The organism is Acinetobacter sp. KS-LM10, assembly GCF_036896575.1.
GTDB classification, from domain to species: Bacteria; Pseudomonadota; Gammaproteobacteria; order Pseudomonadales; family Moraxellaceae; genus Acinetobacter; species Acinetobacter avistercoris.
Window position 1 is genome coordinate 681,227 of sequence record NZ_CP145906.1, and the last position, 18,472, is coordinate 699,698.

General features: G+C 39.0%; 18 protein-coding genes. 7 read left to right on the forward strand and 11 right to left on the reverse strand.

The window, feature by feature from the left end; all coding sequences use genetic code 11:
• The first annotated feature begins 6 nt into the window (after positions 1–6).
• On the forward strand, positions 7–843 hold the full coding sequence (locus V5M36_RS03070; protein ID WP_338561902.1) for an enoyl-CoA hydratase/isomerase family protein: 837 nt from the start codon (positions 7–9) through the stop codon (positions 841–843).
• A gap of 86 nt (positions 844–929) precedes the next feature.
• The gene (locus V5M36_RS03075) at positions 930–2,870 is read left to right on the forward strand and encodes an acetyl/propionyl/methylcrotonyl-CoA carboxylase subunit alpha (protein WP_338561904.1); all 1,941 of its coding nucleotides are present in this window, start codon (positions 930–932) and stop codon (positions 2,868–2,870) included.
• A gap of 79 nt (positions 2,871–2,949) precedes the next feature.
• Here V5M36_RS03075 and V5M36_RS03080 read toward each other — a convergent pair whose 3' ends face one another.
• The 5 genes from V5M36_RS03080 to rplM form a co-directional block, all read right to left on the reverse strand.
• A complete protein-coding gene (locus V5M36_RS03080; protein WP_338561907.1) occupies positions 2,950–3,600 on the reverse strand; it encodes a hypothetical protein in 651 nt (216 codons plus the stop codon).
• 18 nt (positions 3,601–3,618) lie between these two features.
• Complete coding sequence (locus tag V5M36_RS03085) at positions 3,619–4,053, reverse strand: ClpXP protease specificity-enhancing factor (RefSeq protein WP_338561909.1); 435 nt, start codon at positions 4,051–4,053, stop codon at positions 3,619–3,621.
• 25 nt (positions 4,054–4,078) lie between these two features.
• The gene (locus tag V5M36_RS03090) at positions 4,079–4,732 is read right to left on the reverse strand and encodes a glutathione S-transferase N-terminal domain-containing protein (protein WP_338561911.1); all 654 of its coding nucleotides are present in this window, start codon (positions 4,730–4,732) and stop codon (positions 4,079–4,081) included.
• Between the two features lie 1,025 nt (positions 4,733–5,757).
• Positions 5,758–6,144, reverse strand: coding sequence for a 30S ribosomal protein S9 (gene rpsI, locus V5M36_RS03095; protein ID WP_338561914.1), 387 nt, complete (start codon positions 6,142–6,144; stop codon positions 5,758–5,760).
• A gap of 13 nt (positions 6,145–6,157) precedes the next feature.
• Positions 6,158–6,586 (reverse strand): 50S ribosomal protein L13, encoded by a 429-nt coding sequence (gene rplM / locus V5M36_RS03100; RefSeq protein WP_068886067.1) that lies wholly within the window; start codon positions 6,584–6,586, stop codon positions 6,158–6,160.
• 828 nt (positions 6,587–7,414) lie between these two features.
• Between rplM and pdxA the strand changes: the two genes are divergently transcribed.
• Genes pdxA through V5M36_RS03115 form a run of 3 tightly spaced genes read left to right on the forward strand, consistent with a single transcriptional unit; the run spans position 7,415 to position 10,075 of the window.
• Positions 7,415–8,383: a 4-hydroxythreonine-4-phosphate dehydrogenase PdxA gene (gene pdxA, locus V5M36_RS03105; protein ID WP_338561917.1), complete on the forward strand. Its 969-nt coding sequence runs from the start codon at positions 7,415–7,417 to the stop codon at positions 8,381–8,383.
• Positions 8,384–8,413: 30 nt separating this feature from the next.
• Positions 8,414–9,226 (forward strand): 16S rRNA (adenine(1518)-N(6)/adenine(1519)-N(6))-dimethyltransferase RsmA, encoded by an 813-nt coding sequence (gene rsmA, locus V5M36_RS03110; protein WP_338561920.1) that lies wholly within the window; start codon positions 8,414–8,416, stop codon positions 9,224–9,226.
• Positions 9,227–10,075, forward strand: coding sequence for a symmetrical bis(5'-nucleosyl)-tetraphosphatase (locus V5M36_RS03115; protein ID WP_338561922.1), 849 nt, complete (start codon positions 9,227–9,229; stop codon positions 10,073–10,075). It begins immediately after the preceding gene.
• Positions 10,076–10,232: 157 nt separating this feature from the next.
• Here the strand turns inward: V5M36_RS03115 and V5M36_RS03120 are convergent, their stop codons facing one another.
• The 4 genes from V5M36_RS03120 to V5M36_RS03135 all read right to left on the reverse strand — a co-directional run bounded on the left by V5M36_RS03120 (position 10,233) and on the right by V5M36_RS03135 (position 12,898).
• Positions 10,233–10,907, reverse strand: coding sequence for an LrgB family protein (locus V5M36_RS03120; protein WP_338561925.1), 675 nt, complete (start codon positions 10,905–10,907; stop codon positions 10,233–10,235).
• Positions 10,908–10,917: 10 nt separating this feature from the next.
• Positions 10,918–11,289: a hypothetical protein gene (locus tag V5M36_RS03125; RefSeq protein WP_338561927.1), complete on the reverse strand. Its 372-nt coding sequence runs from the start codon at positions 11,287–11,289 to the stop codon at positions 10,918–10,920.
• A gap of 42 nt (positions 11,290–11,331) precedes the next feature.
• A complete protein-coding gene (gene hflX, locus V5M36_RS03130; protein ID WP_338561929.1) occupies positions 11,332–12,663 on the reverse strand; it encodes a ribosome rescue GTPase HflX in 1,332 nt (443 codons plus the stop codon).
• Between the two features lie 88 nt (positions 12,664–12,751).
• On the reverse strand, positions 12,752–12,898 hold the full coding sequence (locus V5M36_RS03135; RefSeq protein WP_338561931.1) for a hypothetical protein: 147 nt from the start codon (positions 12,896–12,898) through the stop codon (positions 12,752–12,754).
• A 194-nt stretch (positions 12,899–13,092) separates the two neighbouring features.
• Here V5M36_RS03135 and V5M36_RS03140 point away from each other — a divergent pair, with 194 nt between their 5' ends.
• Positions 13,093–13,878 carry a lysophospholipid acyltransferase family protein gene (locus tag V5M36_RS03140; protein ID WP_338561933.1) on the forward strand — a complete coding sequence of 262 codons (786 nt, stop codon included), beginning with the start codon at positions 13,093–13,095 and terminating at the stop codon, positions 13,876–13,878.
• 34 nt (positions 13,879–13,912) lie between these two features.
• On the opposite strand, the gene V5M36_RS03145 is transcribed toward V5M36_RS03140, so the two are convergent.
• The gene (locus tag V5M36_RS03145) at positions 13,913–15,544 is read right to left on the reverse strand and encodes a phospholipase D family protein (RefSeq protein WP_445206304.1); all 1,632 of its coding nucleotides are present in this window, start codon (positions 15,542–15,544) and stop codon (positions 13,913–13,915) included.
• A gap of 94 nt (positions 15,545–15,638) precedes the next feature.
• On the opposite strand from V5M36_RS03145, the gene V5M36_RS03150 reads away from it, so the two are divergent.
• Positions 15,639–16,652: a metallophosphoesterase gene (locus V5M36_RS03150; RefSeq protein WP_338561937.1), complete on the forward strand. Its 1,014-nt coding sequence runs from the start codon at positions 15,639–15,641 to the stop codon at positions 16,650–16,652.
• Positions 16,653–17,067: 415 nt separating this feature from the next.
• Here V5M36_RS03150 and V5M36_RS03155 read toward each other — a convergent pair whose 3' ends face one another.
• On the reverse strand, positions 17,068–18,381 hold the full coding sequence (locus V5M36_RS03155) for an MFS transporter (RefSeq protein WP_338561939.1): 1,314 nt from the start codon (positions 18,379–18,381) through the stop codon (positions 17,068–17,070).
• Between the last annotated feature and the right edge of the window lie 91 nt (positions 18,382–18,472).

Consider the following 18,472-nt stretch of genomic DNA (forward strand, 5'->3'; position numbering starts at 1 on the left):
TCGATTATGTCTTATTCACATCCACTCAATAGCATCTTGGAAGATGACAGTATCCAGTTAGAGCAACACGGCTCAATTTTGAAAATTTGGTTGAACCGACCAGACAGTCGTAATGCCATGAGCTTAAAGATGGTCAAATCGATTATGAATGTCTTTAAAGCAATTGCAGATGATCACTCAGTTCGTGCGGTTGTTTTCCGCGGTCATGGTCGTCATTTTTGCGCAGGCGGGGATATTAAAGATATGGCTGGCATTCGTGCGGAAGCCATGAATGTGGGCAATAACAAGCCTTACATCGACTTTAATCGTCAATTTGGTGCCATGATTGAAATGGTTGATCAAGCGCCACAAACAGTGGTGGCGATTTTAGAAGGGGCAGTTCTGGGCGGTGGTTTTGGATTGGCTTGTGTTTCTGATATTGCCATCAGTCTTGCAGATGCTCAATTTGGTTTGCCTGAAACAGGGCTTGGAATTTTACCCGCTCAAATTGCACCTTTTGTGGTGAAGCGTGTCGGTTTAACCCAAGCACGTCGTCTTGCACTTCTAGGTGGTCGTTTCAGTGGTGACAAAGCCCTGCAATTCGGTGTTGTACATGAAGTTGCGGATACGAGCATGGCGCTTGAACAAATGATTGAAACCACACTTGAGCAAATTAAACGCACTGCACCACTGGCATCACGGGCAACCAAAGCTTTGTTACATCGTGCATCAACTCAAGAAGCCTTAACGACGTTATTGGATGATGCCGCGGTTCAATTCGCAGATGCAGTCAATAGTGCGGAAGGTATGGAAGGAACCATGGCCTTTATCCAAAAAAGAAAACCGACTTGGGCAGATGAATAGAGGCTGGACTCTATTGCCTAACCCAATATAAAGAATGAGATCACCTCCTTGAATAAAGGCGGTCAGATAAGAATAGTGGTGATGATATGGCGTTTTCTAAAGTTTTAGTGGCAAATCGTGGTGAAATTGCTGTGCGGGTAATGCAAACTGCAAAAGCAATGGGGTACAAAACAGTTGCAGTATATTCAGATGCAGACCAACATGCCCGTCATGTTCAAGTGGCAGATGAAGCGGTATATATCGGCGCTTCAAAAGTATCTGAATCCTATTTATCGATTTCCAATATTATTGAAGCCTGTAAAAAGACGGGTGCAAATGCCGTGCATCCAGGCTATGGCTTCTTGTCAGAAAATACGGATTTTGCACAAGCGTGTATTGAAAATGGCATTACTTTTATCGGCCCGACGGCACATGCGATTGAGCTGATGGGCAGTAAACGTCTATCTAAAATTGCCATGATTCAAGCGGGTGTACCTTGTGTCCCTGGTTATGAAGGTGATAATCAAGATATTCATTTCCTTGCTGAGCAAGCACGTAAAGTTGGCTTCCCTTTGATGGTCAAAGCATCTGCAGGCGGTGGCGGACGTGGAATGCGTTTGGTTCATCAAGAGTCTGAATTGCTAGAAGCACTCAATACAGCCCGTTCTGAAGCTGAAAATGCTTTTGGATCGGGGGAGTTGATTATAGAAAAAGCAGTGATTGCACCTCGTCATGTCGAGATACAGGTTTTCGGTGATACGCATGGCAATTATGTCTATCTATTCGAACGCGATTGTTCGATTCAGCGACGACATCAAAAAGTTGTGGAAGAAGCGCCATGCCCAGTGATGACACCAGATTTGCGTCAACGTATGGGTGAGGCAGCTGTTGCGGCTGCTAAATCATGTGATTACGTTGGAGCAGGAACGGTTGAATTTTTACTTGATGCATCGGGTGAATTTTACTTCTTAGAGATGAATACTCGACTTCAAGTAGAGCATCCAGTCACAGAAATGATTACTGGGCTTGATTTGGTAGAGTGGCAATTGAGAGTTGCCAATGGTGAGAAGTTGCCATTACAACAATCCGAGTTGACGCTGAAAGGACATGCGATTGAGGTCCGATTATATGCAGAAGATCCACGCCTAGATTTTTTACCACAAACTGGAAAAATTTTACGTTGGAAACCTGTTGAGTCTGCCAATGTCCGTATTGACCATGGCATGTTAGCCCAAGGCGAAATCAGTCCTTTTTATGATCCTATGGTTGCAAAAGTGATTGCCTATGGTGAAAACCGTAATGATGCGATTCGTATTTTAGCGGCGGCTGTTGAAGAGAGTGTGCTATTAGGTGTGAATAGTAATAAAGAGTTCTTAGTGAATTTACTACGTCATCCTGTGGTTGTAGCAGGGGATACCAATACTGCATTTATTCAAGAACACTTCCAAAATGATGTCAGTTTAAATAAACAAAGCCTAACGCTTGAAAGTTTGGCCATCATAGCCGCACTGTTTTCGAGTGCATCCATGCAAAGTAGTTGGAACACAGGAATTGCATTATCCTTACCACTTAAACTTCGCTACGATGATCAAAAACTGGAATTGATTGTGAAACGGGATGCATTAAAAGTTACCGTTGAAATTTGTGGTGAAAGCCAAACGATCGATATTGTTGAACAAAATACTGAACAGCTGATATATATGATCAACGGTGTGCGCCGTAAAGTCAGTTATGTACTTGTGGATGATCAAGTGTATTTAGACACAGCCAACGGTAATGTGAGTGTTGAAAATATTACTTACTTACCACCTGAAACTGCGGAAGTAATGGGTGATGGTAAAATTCGTGCGCCGATGGATGGATCTATTATCAATGTGGTCGTGAATGTGGGTGATACAGTCAGCAAAGGACAGACTTTACTTATTTTAGAGGCAATGAAGATTCAGCAGCAGATTAAATCTGATGTAGATGGAGTTGTCGGTGAAATTGTAGGTCAGGTTGGACAACAAGTAAAAAAACGTCAAATTTTATTGAATGTTGATCTTTAAATACGATTTTAAATATATAAGGAACGAACAAGATAAAAAAAAGCGACCATGAGGTCGCTTTTTTTTGGATTTAGCAAAATTAAGCAAATACACTTTGTAAGGCGCAATACAACAGTGCAAGGAAAAAAACTGCAACAGCAGGTTCTACAAGCTTTGACCATGTTGGAACAGGAAGAGCGACAGGTTCAGCCACTTCATGAGTATCTGCGTGTTGATTGTTGACCATGTGATTAAATTCCTTCATCGTTTGGTCTAATGATAGCTCTTCTTGCTCGACAGGTTGAGAGCCAATCAACTCAGTTAGCTCGTTTGTTGACCAAACCCAATCTTTAGCATTGCCAGATAGATGCTCAATCTGTCCAAGTAGCAACTCACGCATGCCATGCGCTTTATATTGACCTGTAACATCAAGCTGTTTGAGCTCATTGATCTGCAATGTGAGAATTTCACTGGTGGTTGCTTCAAGTTCAGCTTTTGTGAGTGTCGACTGATTATGTTTTGACGTGGTCAGGTGTCTAGCAAGATCTTGAATATAAAGTTGATCTTGAGAATGAATTTCTTGATAAATTTTATCTTCATCTTGACGCCATAAACTAATCAATTTACCTAAACTTAAGGTATTGATTTCATTTAAATGCTCACAACGCTCTTCAGAGGGGTAATGGCGAAGAAGCTGAGGCTTTTGAATCTTGATCTGCTCAGCAAAATATTGTACTAAATCAAAAGCCATCCATTTCTCCTACTGTATTTAATCTAAAATTCTTAAACTTGGTTTTTTCTTAGGTGTTTCTGTTTCTAATACTTCTGGCTTATTTGATTCTAAAGCATTTTGCTCTGTTTGTGCATTTGCATATTCATCTGGGTCAAAAAATAAGCCCTGACCATTCTCTTTTGCATATATACCCAAAATTGCAGCCATAGGAACATAGATATCTTTAGAAGCACCACCAAAACGTGCAGAAAAGGTAATGGCATCATTGCTCATATTGAGCTTATGCACTGCATGCGGCACGATATTCAGTACAATTTGACCATCTTGAATAAACTGAGTAGGAACATCTGTGTACGGTTTTGTGGCATCGACCAACAAATATGGCGTTAGATTGTTATCACAGATCCATTCGTAAATTCCACGTGCTAAATAGGGACGTGTCGGGGTTAAATTTAATTCTTGATCAGACATTGTAAATAACTCTTTTAAAAACGAACTATTGATTGGCTAAAACGTTGCTAAAGCGACTTTTTTCTTGAACAGTCATCGACTTGATAAATGCAGGACGACTAAAAATTCTTTGGCAATAGAGATGAATTGGACGGCATTGCTGTTTAGGCAATTCAATGCCCATTGCATTTAACCGTATAAAAATTGGCGCTAACATGCAATCTAAAATTGTAAATTGCTCGGACATAAAATACGGATAATGCTGGAATAATGGCGTAAGTGAAATTAAAGTATCGCGTAATTTTTTTTGTGCTTTTAATAGATCTGGTTTATTGAGCGTATCAGGATGACGCAAAATAATATCGGCAAGGTTCAACCAATCTTGCTCAAAACGCCAAATGTACTGACGCTGTTCTGCACGTGGTGCGGGTGCATCTGCATAAAGTTTATTTTGACGATATCGATCATCTAAATACTCAGAAATAATAGCGGTATTGAAAAGCTTGAGTTCATTTTCAATCATCATCGGTAAGCGATTATAAGGATTGAGGCTGGCAATATCCTCATCGTGCTCCTCGACCAAAATAAGATGATGTTTGATTTGTTTTTCTGCAAGAAGAAAGCGAATCCAATGAGAGCGGAAGTCATCTGTATGGCTATAAAGTGTAATTCCTTGAAGCGGAGCGTTCTCAATAGACATATATACAAACTAAGCAAAGTGAATTAGATAGGATACTAAAAATAGGCAACAAAATCACGGATACTTTTAGATCATCTACTATTCAGCATGATTAAAACGAATAAATGATGACTCAAATGAAAATAAAAATTGAGCGGATGATTTTAATGAAATTGCTGGGCTTCAGTGTGTAGATAACGATAAATTTAAAGTGCAGTAAAATTGCAAACGAGTCGTGCTTTTCTTAATGTGAGAGGTATGTGTCTATACAATAAAATAATCAATCATCACGATGCCTTAATGGTCGCTTTCTTAAAAAAATTAAATTGATGGCTCAGATATTTCATAGATTATTTTTTATATTGTTTCATAAGACTTCTTTCAAAAGTCATTATTCATACAACACACTGATCATGAGTGTTTCCTCATCCTAAATCTCTCCCAAGTGGAGCAGGAATTTTTACCTATTAATTTATGGCCACTCAATGATTATTTTTCGGCTTATTTTAAAGATCTATAGATATCGAGATATAACAGTGAAATAAGTTTTATATCTATTTCTAGAGATGTGATCATTCAAAAGCCTATCATCAGAATGATGAAGCACAGCTAAACTCAAGATTTATACGTTTCCAATAGCAATGTGTATAGATAAACCAGAATCTATACCTAAAGCGTTTTTTTAAAATATTTCCCTGCTAATCATCTTAGTATTAAGAATAATCCGTTCAAACATATGCAATCGATTTAATTTATCTAAGAACATGAGATTCAGAGCGAATTTTACTTGTCAGGAGTATTTTTTATTATTGTTTTGAATCTTTTAACGCATTCAAATCGGCTCTATTGCTAAAGCTTTATATGTATAAAATCATAAAATAAATTGATCAGTTTTTATGTTATAAGCAAAATAAACTTAATAAGTAAAAATCATCGCTATCACTTAAGTTCATAGTCCTAGTTGCTGAGTAGCGATTTCAACTTGTATTCAGACATAAAAAAACCTCGGCAAAAGCCGAGGTTTTTTGTCCGAGTTCGTAAACGAATTAACGTTTAGAGAACTGAGGACGTTTACGTGCTTTACGTAAACCAAGTTTCTTACGTTCAACTTCACGAGCATCACGAGTAACGAAACCAGCTTGACGAAGAGCAGGCTTTAATGTTTCGTCAGAAGCGATCAATGCACGAGTAATACCGTGACGGATAGCGCCAGCTTGACCACCGATACCACCACCAGATACAGTGATGTAAAGGTCAAACTTTTCAGAAACTTCAAGAAGTTCTAAAGGTTGACGAACAACCATACGAGCAGTTTCGCGACCGAAATATTGCTCTATTGTACGGTTGTTAATAACAAGTTTACCTGTACCAGCTGACAAGAAAACACGTGCAGTTGCGGTCTTACGGCGACCTGTACCATAATTAGTAGCCATGTGCTGTTATCCCTTAGATGTCCAAAACTTGTGGCTGTTGAGCAGCGTGTGGATGCTCAGTACCTGCATACACTTTCATTTTCTTGATCATTGCATAACCAAGAGGACCTTTTGGTAGCATACCTTTAACAGCTTTTTCTAAAACTGTTTCAGGTTTATGAGCAATTAACTTCTCGAAGTTAGTCTCACGGATACCACCAGGGAAGCCAGTGTGGCGATAGTATTTCTTATCTTGCGCTTTCTTACCAGTAACGGTAATTTCTTCAGCATTAATAACAACGATGTAATCGCCTGTATCAACGTGAGGAGTATAAGACGTTTTATGCTTACCGCGTAAACGACGAGCGATTTCAGTCGCAAGGCGACCTAAAGTTTTGCCAGAAGCATCAACAACATACCAGTCGTGTTGAACTTCAGCAGGCTTAGCGCTGAGAGTTTTCATTAACCACTACCTATTATAGTTGGTTTGGACGGTGGAGTCTGTCCAAACAAAAAGGAGAGCGAATTCTATCTGAAAAGCGATAGATTCACAATCGAAATATATAAATTTCAAGGGCTACATTATATAGAGAAAAAATGGATCTGGATAGTATTTATCCATTTTAATTCAAAAGATTAAAGAACAGGTTGGTGAGTTGAAATCCAATTCATTAAGTTGATTATAAATAGCCACTTAACAGATTTAGTGAGCAGATTTTAAAGTGTGTTTGTACACAATATGATGATACTTTTTAATCTGAAATAATGGTATTCACCTATAAATACTGATTTTTAAACACACGAATTGATCAAAACCAATAGTGGCATTATTATTTGAAAAGTATTTTATTTAATCTCTGTTGCACTTCATTTAAGAATTTAAGAATCAAAAAATATGATTGAGTGCTCATAAATTAATTTTTAAAAATTCTATCTCCTTGTTTAAGAGGACTCGGATGAGGGAATCATTGTTGTGAGTATGAAAATGCCTTATGGAATCAATTTATTCTCATGATATTTTGTTAGTCAATATGTTGATCTTCAATTTCACTTTTTAATAAATGATTTTAAATAACTGATTTTAAATAACGGATAGGCTATTTAGACTTTAACGTCTTTTAGATTGAACAAGATCTGTAAATTCGACTCGATTTCGCTGAATTGCCGAAAGATACTGACATGTAAATCAGTTTTAATCATCAAGATAAAAATGATCTTTTATCAAGTTAACACTGAAGTTTTGCTCAAGACATTTTATAATGATTCATCAGCGGGTTAGGATGTGTTTGTAATGTTGCCTTTATATGTAACCAGTGGTGAACCTGCTGGGATTGGTCCTGATGTTTGTTTGAGTTTGGCTGAACGATTGGATGAACGTCCTGTTGTTGTTTTAATTGATAAAACATTGTTACAACAACGTGCTGAGATTTTAAATCAAAAGATTGTCTTCACTGACTTTGTGGGACAAACCCATGCATCAGCTCAAGGTGAGCTTTATGTAGAGCATGTGCCACTTGCCGAACATGTCGTCAGTGGTCAACTCAATGCACATAATGCAACTTATGTATTAGAACAACTTCGTCGTTCCGCAGATTATGCGTTATCTGGACTCAGTGTCGGTGTGGCAACAGCACCAGTTCAAAAATCGGTAATCAATGAAGCGGGTATTCATTTTAGTGGTCATACAGAATATTACCAAGAGTTTGCAGGCGTCGATCGTGTTGTCATGATGCTGGCGACTAAGTCCTTACGTGTCGCACTTGCCACGACACATTTACCTTTACGTGATGTGCCAGATGCCATTACGAAACAGCGCTTACATCAAGTGATCGATATTTTAATTCATGATTTAAAGACCAAATTTAAAATTGATCATCCTCGTATTTTGGTGTGTGGATTAAATCCACATGCGGGCGAAGACGGATATTTAGGTCGTGAAGAAATTGAAGTGATTAATCCTGTACTTGAAAGCTATCGTGCACAGGGGATTCAGATGAGTTTAAGTCTGCCTGCAGATACGCTATTTACACCAGAAAATTTAAAAGATGCGGATGCTGTGCTTGCGATGTATCACGATCAAGGTTTACCTGTGTTAAAATCTCAAGGATTTGGTGAAGCCATCAATATTACTTTGGGCTTACCTTTTATTCGCACATCTGTAGATCATGGTACGGCACTCTCCCTAGCGGGTTCGGGACTTGCAAAAAGTTCGAGCTTGCATGTTGCTGTAGACTTAGCGCTTGATCTTGCACGTCACTAATTCCTTATTTACTCACGTTGGAAATGTTTTATGTATCAAATTAATGCCTTAAACCCAAAACAAGAAGGGCACCAGGCTCGTAAACGATTTGGTCAAAACTTTTTGCATGACCAACGTGTGATTTCTAAAATTGTCCGCTCTGTTAATCCACGTCCGGGGCAGAATATTGTCGAAATTGGTCCTGGTTTAGCAGCGTTAACTTCACCACTCATTGGCGAATGTGATGCGCTGACGGTAATCGAACTTGACCGTGATTTGGCTGCTGGTTTGCCCGGGCGTGTTCCACATCCTGAGCGTTTAACGATTATTGAAGCCGATGCGCTGAAATTTGATTACAGCACATTATTTAAAGAAGATCGTCCTTTGCGTGTTGTAGGTAACTTACCCTACAACATCTCTACGCCATTGTTATTCCATCTCTTGGAATTTGGCGGCAAAGTCAAAGACATGCACTTCATGCTACAAAAAGAAGTGGTTGACCGTATTACCGCTGAACCTAGCACCAAAGAATATGGTCGTTTGTCGGTAATGATTCAATATTACTGTAAGCCGACTTATTTATTTGAAGTACCACCGGGTTCATTTAATCCGCCACCTAAAGTAACATCTGCAGTGTTTCGTTTAGAGCCTTATGCGACTAAACCGATTATTGCAAAAAATGAGAAAGCGCTCGCTCGTTTGGTGTCGCATGTTTTTACCCAGCGTCGTAAAACGCTACGTAATAGTTTAAAAGGTATGCTTGCTGAGGATGGTTTTGAGAAGGCTGGCGTAGACCCAATGGCACGTCCTGAAACTTTAACACTCGCTCAATTTGTTGCATTGTCAGATAACGTGGTGGCTTAAATGGCGCAAGATCAAATCCGTTATAACTATGTGATTGGTGATATTCAAGGTTGTTTTGAAGCACTGAAAGCCTTGTTGAAAGAAATTAAATTTGATCCAGATCAAGATTTTATTTGGTTTTCAGGGGATTTGGTTGCACGTGGGGAAAACTCGATTGGCGCATTAAGGTTCGTGAAAAAGCTGGTTGATCAAGGCGTGGCTGCAACAGTATTGGGTAATCATGATTTGACCTTACTCGCTGGAGCGCGAGGTCTCAAAGAAATTAAAGATAAGGACAATACGCGTGATGTGATTGATGCGATTGATTCAGATGATTTAATTGACTGGTTACGTAAGCAGCCTTTATGTTTATTTCCCAATGAACAGACGATTTTAACCCACGCAGGTATTCCTCTGAATTGGACTGCAGAACAAACAGCACAATTCGCGAATGAAGTTGAAAATATCATTGCGCATGACGACTTTAGTGTTGTGGACGAGTTCCTGAAAGAGATGTACGGTAAAGAACCGACCTTATGGTCAGATGATTTAACAGGTCATGCGCGTTTACGTTGTATCGTAAATTATCTCACCCGTATGCGTTTAACCGATGCTGAAGGTCGTCTTGAGTTTAGCTTTAAAGATGCTTTAGATGATCCAATGCCTGAAGGTTTTCTACCGTGGTTTGAGTACCCATCTCAGGCGGCTGAAACCCATCAATTGATTTTTGGACATTGGGCTGCTTTACAAGGACGAACTGTTTCAGCAAATATTCAGAACGTTGATGGCGGCTGTGTTTGGGGCAATCAACTGATGGCATATCGTTTAGAAGATAAACAAATGTTTTCAGTGGATAATCCAGTGATGTAAAACGGATTGAAGAATAAAAAGGCCACCTTTTGAGGTGGCTTTTTTCATTGAAAGATGATGGATTTGTGAAAAATTCTATGCAAAAGTTTAAAAAATTAAGGTTTAAAAAATTTAATGCAAAAGTTTTATATAACAAGCAAGATGCATTCAAAAGAAGTCAGAGCTTATTTAAAAATAAAATAAAACTCGGCAACCAAATCGCCGTAAATACCGCATTCACCGCCATTCCAAAAGCGGCATAGCGACCAGCGATACTGCCACGTTGCCATGCTTGTGCTGTTCCAATAGCATGTGCAGCTAGACCTAGTGCCAAGCCCGACGCACGTTCATCATTTATATGACGCAAAATAAGTGGTGAAAATGCAGCACCAATCACACCTGAAAGAATCACAATAAGAATAGCCAAACTGATTGGTGCATCGAGTAAGGTTGCGATATTGATGGCAATCGGTGTTGTTACAGCACGAGTCGCAAATGCCAGAATGGTGGAATCAGTCATATGCAGCAAATAAGCCAAACTCATCGGCAGGGCAACAGCGCTTATACTGGCAAAAATCAAAATTCCGACGATTCCTTTTAACGGTAAATCATCATATCTCATTGCTGCTAAAGGAATTGCAAGTGCAACAGTGACGTAACCCAATAAATGATTAAACAGGGGATTAACCTCTGACATATAGGACTCGTAGGGAATACCGAACAGCACTAAGAATCCGATGACAAAGAACATTGCAAAAACAAGAGCTGGAATTTGAGGGATCTTTTTATTAAAAGGTTTGGCAACTAAATAAGCAATCAGGGTCAACACAAAACCATAAAATACTGTGAGCATGATGTTCTCCCTATAACCAGCGTTTAGCCATTTTGGCGTAAATCCATAAAGGAATTAGCGTACTGAGGGTGAGGACGACCAGAAAAAGCGGAATCTCCTTTCCCATATGCACAAGCATCACCAATGAACCTGCGCTAATCGGTAGAAATGCAAACGCACTTTCTTTCATGACTTTATTGTTAACATCGACAAGACGCGTGGGTAAACTTTTAAAATGACGCCAAATAAAAAGCACGGCAAGCAGGCTAAGTAAGCCGACCAAATTACCCAATTCGGGGCGATTCAGCTGAGTCATAGACCAAACTGAAGCTTCCCGAAATCCGATCACCAGTATGAGAACGCCAATCCATGCTGGCCAATCAATTGTTTTAATCCATTGCATAGTTTTTAAACTTTTAATTGTACTTATCACGTTTTAACGTATTTAGTCTCTCAATTCAAATTCTTCTAACAGCCTTTTGAATTGCTCCGCTTTTTTTCCAAGAATTTCATCAATGGGTAAATGCGCTTGCTTAATCAATTGCTCTAATTTATGAGGTGCCATATTGACTCGTAAATTCAGATTTCCTTCGTCGTCATAACTTTCAGCTTGAATCACATTCAGCTCATATAGTTGTGTCCGGATTTTTCCATAAGCGGGTTTCAGTACGACATCAAAACTTTGGATCTGCCCCATAAGACATTCTTGAACAGCTTGTTTAAGTAAGTTTAAACCTTGGCTTGAATGTGCTGAAACATAGACACGATCAGGTAAATGGGGCTTAGCGTAAATGATTTTTGGCTCTTCACCAGAACGATCAATTTTATTATAAACCCGAAGAATAGGTACATCTGTACCAATTTCCTTCAGAACTTTTTCGACTGCTTCAATTTGCTCTTGAATTTCTGGACTGCTTGAATCAATGACATGCAAGAGTAAATTTGCTTCTAATGTTTCCTCTAAAGTCGCCTTAAAGGAATCAACCAATGCATGGGCTAGATTTCTGACAAATCCTACGGTGTCTGCAAGTACCAGAGCGCCAATTCCATCCCAATCTAAACGACGTAAGGTCGGGTCAAGAGTTGCAAACAGTTGGTCAGCTGCGTACACATCACTTTCAGCTAAAATGTTAAATAAGGTGGATTTACCCGCATTGGTATAGCCAACCAGTGAAACTGTTGGAATTGCTGCTTTTTGACGTGCAGCACGTCCTTGCATACGCGTTAATCGAACTTTTTCTAATTTTTCTTTCAATTGACTGATACGTAAACGTAGTAATCGACGATCGGTTTCAAGTTGCGTTTCACCAGGACCACGTAATCCGATCCCGCCTTTTTGCCCATCAAAGCCCATTCTACCGCCTACCAGGCGTGAAGAAAGATGATCAAGCTGTGCAAGTTCAACCTGTAATTTACCTTCGTGAGTACGAGCACGTTGAGCAAAAATATCTAAAATTAAACGAGTACGATCAATCACACGACACTGAATAACACGCTCTAAATTACGCTCTTGAGACGGGGTTAATGAATGATCGAAAATGACAATATCGGCTTCGTTGGCTTTGACCAGTTCAGCAATTTCTTCCGCTTTCCCAGAACCAATAAAATATTTAGGGTCTGGCTTAACGCGTTGAGCTTGAACATGTTCAAGAATTTCAGCACCTGCAGATTTTGCCAATAATCGAAATTCTTCTTGATCAAGATCGTCTAGTATATTGACTGAAACACTGACTAAAACTGCGCGCTCACTTCCTTGACGTTGCTCAAAATCTTCCATTCAGGCCAAACTCCACTATAAAACTTCATTTTAGAGTAAAAGAGGCATTGAAAGTAAATTAGATGATGTTTGATGGTTTTTGATAATGTTAGAGCATTAAACTTTGAAATAATTGCGCATAAAGATACATGCTTACACCTAAAGCCAGAACAGAAGCAAAGACATAGATCAGAGCGCTGCTATACGAATTTTCGACAGATTGATCTAATTGATCTAAATATTCATTGTTTTGCATTTATTTTAACCATTAGTTTATTCGATTTAATTATCATATTTGATTTATTAATTAGATTGAAATTGAATCTTTTAATGTTCATAGTCGGTTTTTTAAATCAATGCATGTTGATTAGGAAACGTATAGAATATTCTCAAATAAAGAATGAAAAAGCTGTAAAACTTTTACCTAGTGATTACTCTATGATTCAAACGATGCCTAAAAAACTCAATATTTTTTCAAAAACGCTGCTCTATACTCAAAAAATAGTCTCTGGTACAGCGGCAGTCAGTGAAGGCTTTTACTTGATTTTTAGACATCAAATGCATAAGCATCCGAATAACCCCGAAAATACTCGTTATGTTCAGCATTTTTGCCGTCGTCTATGTTTAGTGTTTAATATGGATGTAAAAGTGCATGGTGAAATTCCTCGCCATCCTGCACTCTGGGTAAGTAATCACATTTCTTGGTTAGATATTCCTGTTCTCGGATCGGGCGCTCGCGTTTTTTTCTTGGCTAAAGCCGAAATTGAACATTGGCCTGTATTGGGAAAATTAGCCAAAGGTGGGGGGACGCTGTTCATCAAACGTGGTTCAGGTGACTCGATTCGAATTACAGAACAAATCACCTCATTCCTCAAACAAAATATTCCTGTATTGTTTTTTCCTGAAGCGACCACGACAGATGGTTCTACCGTCAAAAAAGTTCATGGCCGAATTCTATCTGCTGCAATCGAAGCAAATAAACCTGTTCAAGTGTGCTTGATTTGCTATGTTAATAAACAGGGGCAACTCGATACAGTCGCACCCTATATTGGAAATATTAGTTTCGCTGATCATGTGAAAGCCGTGTTGGAAATGCCTAAAGTCGTCGCGCATTTACAAGCATTACCTGCGATTGAAACCACAGGGCATACTGTTGAAAGTTTGACTAAACACGTTCAGACCATGATGCGAGAAGGTTTGGCTGAGTTGCATCAAAATGCACTGTTAAAAACCTAATGTCCATTTCTTGTATCAATTGAAGTTTTATGACTTACATAAATCCTTCAATGGGCAACCAAGAGATCATTTTGACACCAACACGTTGCCACCATTTCATTTTAGGCTCTTTGGTTAGTACTCGTATGCCATTGGGTGTGGCTTGTTTCCAGTTAATATTATTTTTGGAATCAAGCACCAACTTATAAGCATATTTTTTGAGATTCTCATCCATGGTTCGATGTACAGCATTGGCCAAAGGTTTGCTATTGAGAATGACCCCAATTTCAGTGTTGAGATTGGCAGAGCGCGGATCGAAATTAAAAGAACCAATAAACACTTGTTTATCGTCTAAGGCCATCATTTTGGCATGTAAACTTGAACGGCTCAGTCCTTTTATGCTGACTTTAGATTCCTTGGAAATTTTAATATTATTTTTATTTTGGAACTCTTCAGGCAGTGCAGGTAAGAACTCATACAGCTGTACGCCATTTTTGAGTAAGTCTTTACGATATTTTGCATAGAATGCATGCACAAGCGCGACATCATTGGCTTTGAAAGAGTTGGTTAATACACGGACTTCTACGCCTGATTGTGCCAACGCACTTAATCGTTCTTCACCCAACTTCTCAGGGACAAAATACGCAGAAATAATATCAACACTTGATTCAGGTTTTTCTAAACGTTCAACCATCTGGAAATTAAGGTGTTGTTCTTTCTTTGCTTTGGCATTAATTTTCTCTGGTGAGTCTTTGATGACTTCCGCTTTGACCCAGTCCAGTTGAATGTCATTTTTTAACCAACGGTCAAAATCATGTGTACGATTACTCAGATCTAAATAATTTTGTACGGTGATTTCTTGATAATGATCTTCCAGCTGCCGTTTTAAGTCATGATAACGTAGCGTGTATTGCTGATGATTGACGATGTTTTTAACAGGATATGCAAAGCTATGGTTCCAGTACTCGTCAAAGGAGTGCGTAATATCATCAACGGCTTGACCGACGAGCATCACATCCACATCTGAAAACTGATAATTATCACTGACATTATAATATTGATTGCTCATATTACGTCCACCAATCAGGGTCATTTGATTGTCTGATGTAAACGTTTTATTGTGCATGCGACGATTAATGCGTTTTAAATCTAAGACCATATCTACAGGTCTAAAGCGTCTAAATTTGTATGGATTGAATAGTTTGACATCAATGTTTTGATGTTGGTCTAAAGCCAAATAGATACTTTCCATGGCTGCTGCATTGTTATCATCCATTAACAGTCGAACTTTTACGCCACGATCCGCTGCTTGAATAATCTTATACAGTGCCAGCGCACCAATTTTGTCGTTATCCCAAATATAGTATTGTAGATCTAAGGTTTTTTCGGCCTTTTCAATCAGTTGAATTCGAGCAGCAATCGCTTCAAGAGGGTCAAATAAAATATGGTAACCCGTTAATTCTGGATATTGAATTTTGAGTGGTGCCACAATTTTTGCTAAAGTGGTCTGATCCGTATCTATATCATAGGCGTATTGTGGAGTTACAGGGACTTGTTTAGGTAGGGTCGAACATGCAGATAAACCTAAGATCAAAGATGAACTTAAAATGAAGACTGCTTTACGAGATGTCTTCTTTCTGTGAGCCAATTGAGTGAATTGGTTCGTTGTATTGTGCATGTCTTGCATATCTATTCTGTGAACTCGCTAAGCTAGAGTATAATTGTCTACAGTGCAAAGATAAATAAAGAAACTTAATCGTTCGTCGCCTTAGAGATTGAATATGCCAACAGTCAACACCATCCTTACTGGATTTTATATCAGTTTTGCCATAATCGCCGTTTGGGGAGTATGGCAGGCATGGTTGAGTCAATCTCGAACTGAAACCATACATCCTTTTAAAGCTTTCATCCATTTATTGGCATTTTACTTATCTTATCTCTTAATTCCGTTGTTCTTTTTTAGCATTTTTGCAGGATGGATCGGTTATTTCTCCATTCACCAAAGTGTATTTATTTTCTTGTTGTCCAGTTTATTAATTTATGCGCGTTTTATTGAGCCGCATTTGATTAAGATCAATCCTATTCAGTATAAATTAAGTGCTGAAAATGAGACGTTTACACGATCGATCAAAGTGGCATTAATTGCAGATCTGCACATTGGTCTTTTTTCTGGTCATGAACGTCAATTACGCTTGATTGTAGAAAAAATTAATCAGCAAGAGGTTGATTTTGTAGTCGTTGCAGGGGATTGGACTTATGAACCTGAAAATAAATTGGTTGAAGAGCTGGCGATTTTAAAACAGATTAAAGTTCCTGTGTATTCGGTGAATGGTAATCATGATGAGCAGTATCCTGGACCGCCGATTCAAGAATTGCTTAAACACGCTCTTGAAGTGAATGATGTCATGGATATAGAAGGGAAGATGGTTGAATTTGATGAATTTCGTTTAATCGGTGTTGGTGATTTATGGGCTGGAAAAGCCGATATGCGTTATATGCCAGAACTTCCACAAGATAAACCTTGGCTGATTTTATCGCATAATCCAGATACTGTGGATATGGTTCCACAACTCCCGACGAAACCACTGATGCTTTCTGGTCATACTCATGGTGGACAGGTTGAGCTGCCGTGGTTGACCAATTATGTGATGAAAAAAGTATCGATTTTAGGACATAAGCGTGGATTGTATCAGCATGATCATGCCAATGTTTTTGTCTCTGTAGGCACGGGAATGGTCGGCGTTCCCTTTCGTTTTCGCGTTCCGCCGATGATTGATATTATTGAATTGAGTTAATGTCAGAATCTTAATATTAATGCGTTAATAAGTGGATTGATAATACGAATCTTTGAGAGTTGTATGAGAGTTGAGCCGCATAAATGCTGATTGTATTTATGTAGATCACTCTAAGAATGCACGCACCTCTTTTTACATATCTAAAGAATCCAAACAAAATAGATCGCTTATAAAATAGATCTCTTTCATGAGTCAGAGAACTATAACGAATTTACAAACAGTAATCCCTCATCCTCACCATTTTCTCAAATGGAGAAGGCATTTTTATGTATCAATTTATAACTGCCCTATAATTGTTTTGATTTATGATAAATATCCAATAAATAATTAGATTGTCCGAATAAACGCGCCATTCTGAACTGCGGACCTATTAAAAAGCCGGCGAATGAGCCGGCTTTTCAAATGTTAAAAACACTTAGATTTGATTGTTTACATCTTCATGTTTGGTTTCACGAATCATTAAGAATGCAATCAGTGACAGAATAGATGCAGCTGATAAGTAATAACCCACTGCAAATAAACCATATTCAGTTGCTAACTTGGTCGCGATTAAAGGCGCGAACGATGCACCGAAGATACCTGCCATGTTGAAGGTTAATGCAGAACCAGTATAACGAACTGACGTCGGGAAAATTTCAGACAGTACAGTGCCGATAGGACCGTAGGTTAAACCCATGATCGCCAAGCCGATACACAAGAATAAGAAGACTACAAATGTATTACCCGATTCGAGTAAGTCTGCAAAGAAAAGACCGAAAATTGCAGAAACAACACATACACCAATAGACGTCGCGCGACGACCAAATTTCTCTGCAAAGACCGCAGACAATGGAATAAATGCTGCGAAACAGAGGGTTGCCACTAACTGAAGTTTTAGAAACTCTTCACGGCTATAGCCTAATTTTGTCGTACCCCACTGCAACGCAAAGACGGTGGTCAAGTAGAACACTACAAACGTACAGATGGCTGCGATCGTGCCCAATACCAGCATGCGAGAATGTTTTTGAAAGACTTGAATGAAAGGAATGTTCACTTCTTTTTGTTTGTCTAACACATTTTGGAATGCAGGCGTTTCATGTAGTTTTAAACGAATCCAAAGACCAACGATCACCAGTAAGGCACTCGAAATGAATGGAATACGCCAGCCCCATTGCATAAAGTCTGCTTCAGACATAAACGCACCTAGGGTAAGGAATGAACCCGTCGCAAGAATGAAACCAATCGGTGCACCCAACTGAGGGAACATACCATACCAAGCACGTTTTCCTTCAGGCGCATTTTCTGTAGCCAAAAGTACTGCACCACTCCATTCACCGCCTAGACCTAAGCCTTGACCTAAACGACAGAGTGCCAGTAATAAAGGTGCAAAAATACCAATTTGAGCGTATGTCGGTAATAGACCGATACACACTGTTGAAATCCCCATGGTGAGAAGCGCAGCAACTAAGGTTGCTTTACGCCCTATACGATCTCCCAAATGTCCAAATAGTGCAGCACCAATCGGGCGCGCGATAAAGGCAATGGCAAATGTGGCTAAAGACTGAAGTGTTGCTGCCATTGGATCACTACTTGCTGCGAAGAACAAATAAGGGAAAATAATGACTGCTGCTGTTGCATAAATATAAAAATCGAAGAATTCGATCGTCGTACCGACTAGGCTTGCTGTCAGTACACGCGTTTTTGAGTTAGCAGGTTGGGCAACCGCTGTATTTGAATTTAATGACGCCATGATGGACCTTACACTTACTAAAAATAAAAGAAATTAGTTTTAAAAGCGTAATTTTTTTAAAAAAAGGCGTAATTCTTTAAAAAAACACGAA

What these genes read in the sequence shown, in the direction of transcription:
- V5M36_RS03125 (WP_338561927.1), bottom strand. Translation starts at nt 11,289, where the DNA reads ATGCAATGGATTAAAACAATTGATTGGCCAGCATGGATTGGCGTTCTC.
- V5M36_RS03085 (WP_338561909.1), bottom strand. Translation starts at nt 4,053, where the DNA reads ATGTCTGATCAAGAATTAAATTTAACCCCGACACGTCCCTATTTAGCA.
- rsmA (WP_338561920.1), top strand. Translation starts at nt 8,414, where the DNA reads ATGTATCAAATTAATGCCTTAAACCCAAAACAAGAAGGGCACCAGGCT.
- pdxA (WP_338561917.1), top strand. Translation starts at nt 7,415, where the DNA reads ATGTTGCCTTTATATGTAACCAGTGGTGAACCTGCTGGGATTGGTCCT.
- hflX (WP_338561929.1), bottom strand. Translation starts at nt 12,663, where the DNA reads ATGGAAGATTTTGAGCAACGTCAAGGAAGTGAGCGCGCAGTTTTAGTC.
- V5M36_RS03155 (WP_338561939.1), bottom strand. Translation starts at nt 18,381, where the DNA reads ATGGCGTCATTAAATTCAAATACAGCGGTTGCCCAACCTGCTAACTCA.
- V5M36_RS03075 (WP_338561904.1), top strand. Translation starts at nt 930, where the DNA reads ATGGCGTTTTCTAAAGTTTTAGTGGCAAATCGTGGTGAAATTGCTGTG.
- rpsI (WP_338561914.1), bottom strand. Translation starts at nt 6,144, where the DNA reads ATGGCTACTAATTATGGTACAGGTCGCCGTAAGACCGCAACTGCACGT.
- rplM (WP_068886067.1), bottom strand. Translation starts at nt 6,586, where the DNA reads ATGAAAACTCTCAGCGCTAAGCCTGCTGAAGTTCAACACGACTGGTAT.
- V5M36_RS03135 (WP_338561931.1), bottom strand. Translation starts at nt 12,898, where the DNA reads ATGCAAAACAATGAATATTTAGATCAATTAGATCAATCTGTCGAAAAT.
- V5M36_RS03115 (WP_338561922.1), top strand. Translation starts at nt 9,227, where the DNA reads ATGGCGCAAGATCAAATCCGTTATAACTATGTGATTGGTGATATTCAA.
- V5M36_RS03150 (WP_338561937.1), top strand. Translation starts at nt 15,639, where the DNA reads ATGCCAACAGTCAACACCATCCTTACTGGATTTTATATCAGTTTTGCC.
- V5M36_RS03140 (WP_338561933.1), top strand. Translation starts at nt 13,093, where the DNA reads ATGCCTAAAAAACTCAATATTTTTTCAAAAACGCTGCTCTATACTCAA.
- V5M36_RS03090 (WP_338561911.1), bottom strand. Translation starts at nt 4,732, where the DNA reads ATGTCTATTGAGAACGCTCCGCTTCAAGGAATTACACTTTATAGCCAT.
- V5M36_RS03145 (WP_445206304.1), bottom strand. Translation starts at nt 15,544, where the DNA reads ATGCAAGACATGCACAATACAACGAACCAATTCACTCAATTGGCTCAC.
- V5M36_RS03120 (WP_338561925.1), bottom strand. Translation starts at nt 10,907, where the DNA reads ATGCTCACAGTATTTTATGGTTTTGTGTTGACCCTGATTGCTTATTTA.
- V5M36_RS03080 (WP_338561907.1), bottom strand. Translation starts at nt 3,600, where the DNA reads ATGGCTTTTGATTTAGTACAATATTTTGCTGAGCAGATCAAGATTCAA.
- V5M36_RS03070 (WP_338561902.1), top strand. Translation starts at nt 7, where the DNA reads ATGTCTTATTCACATCCACTCAATAGCATCTTGGAAGATGACAGTATC.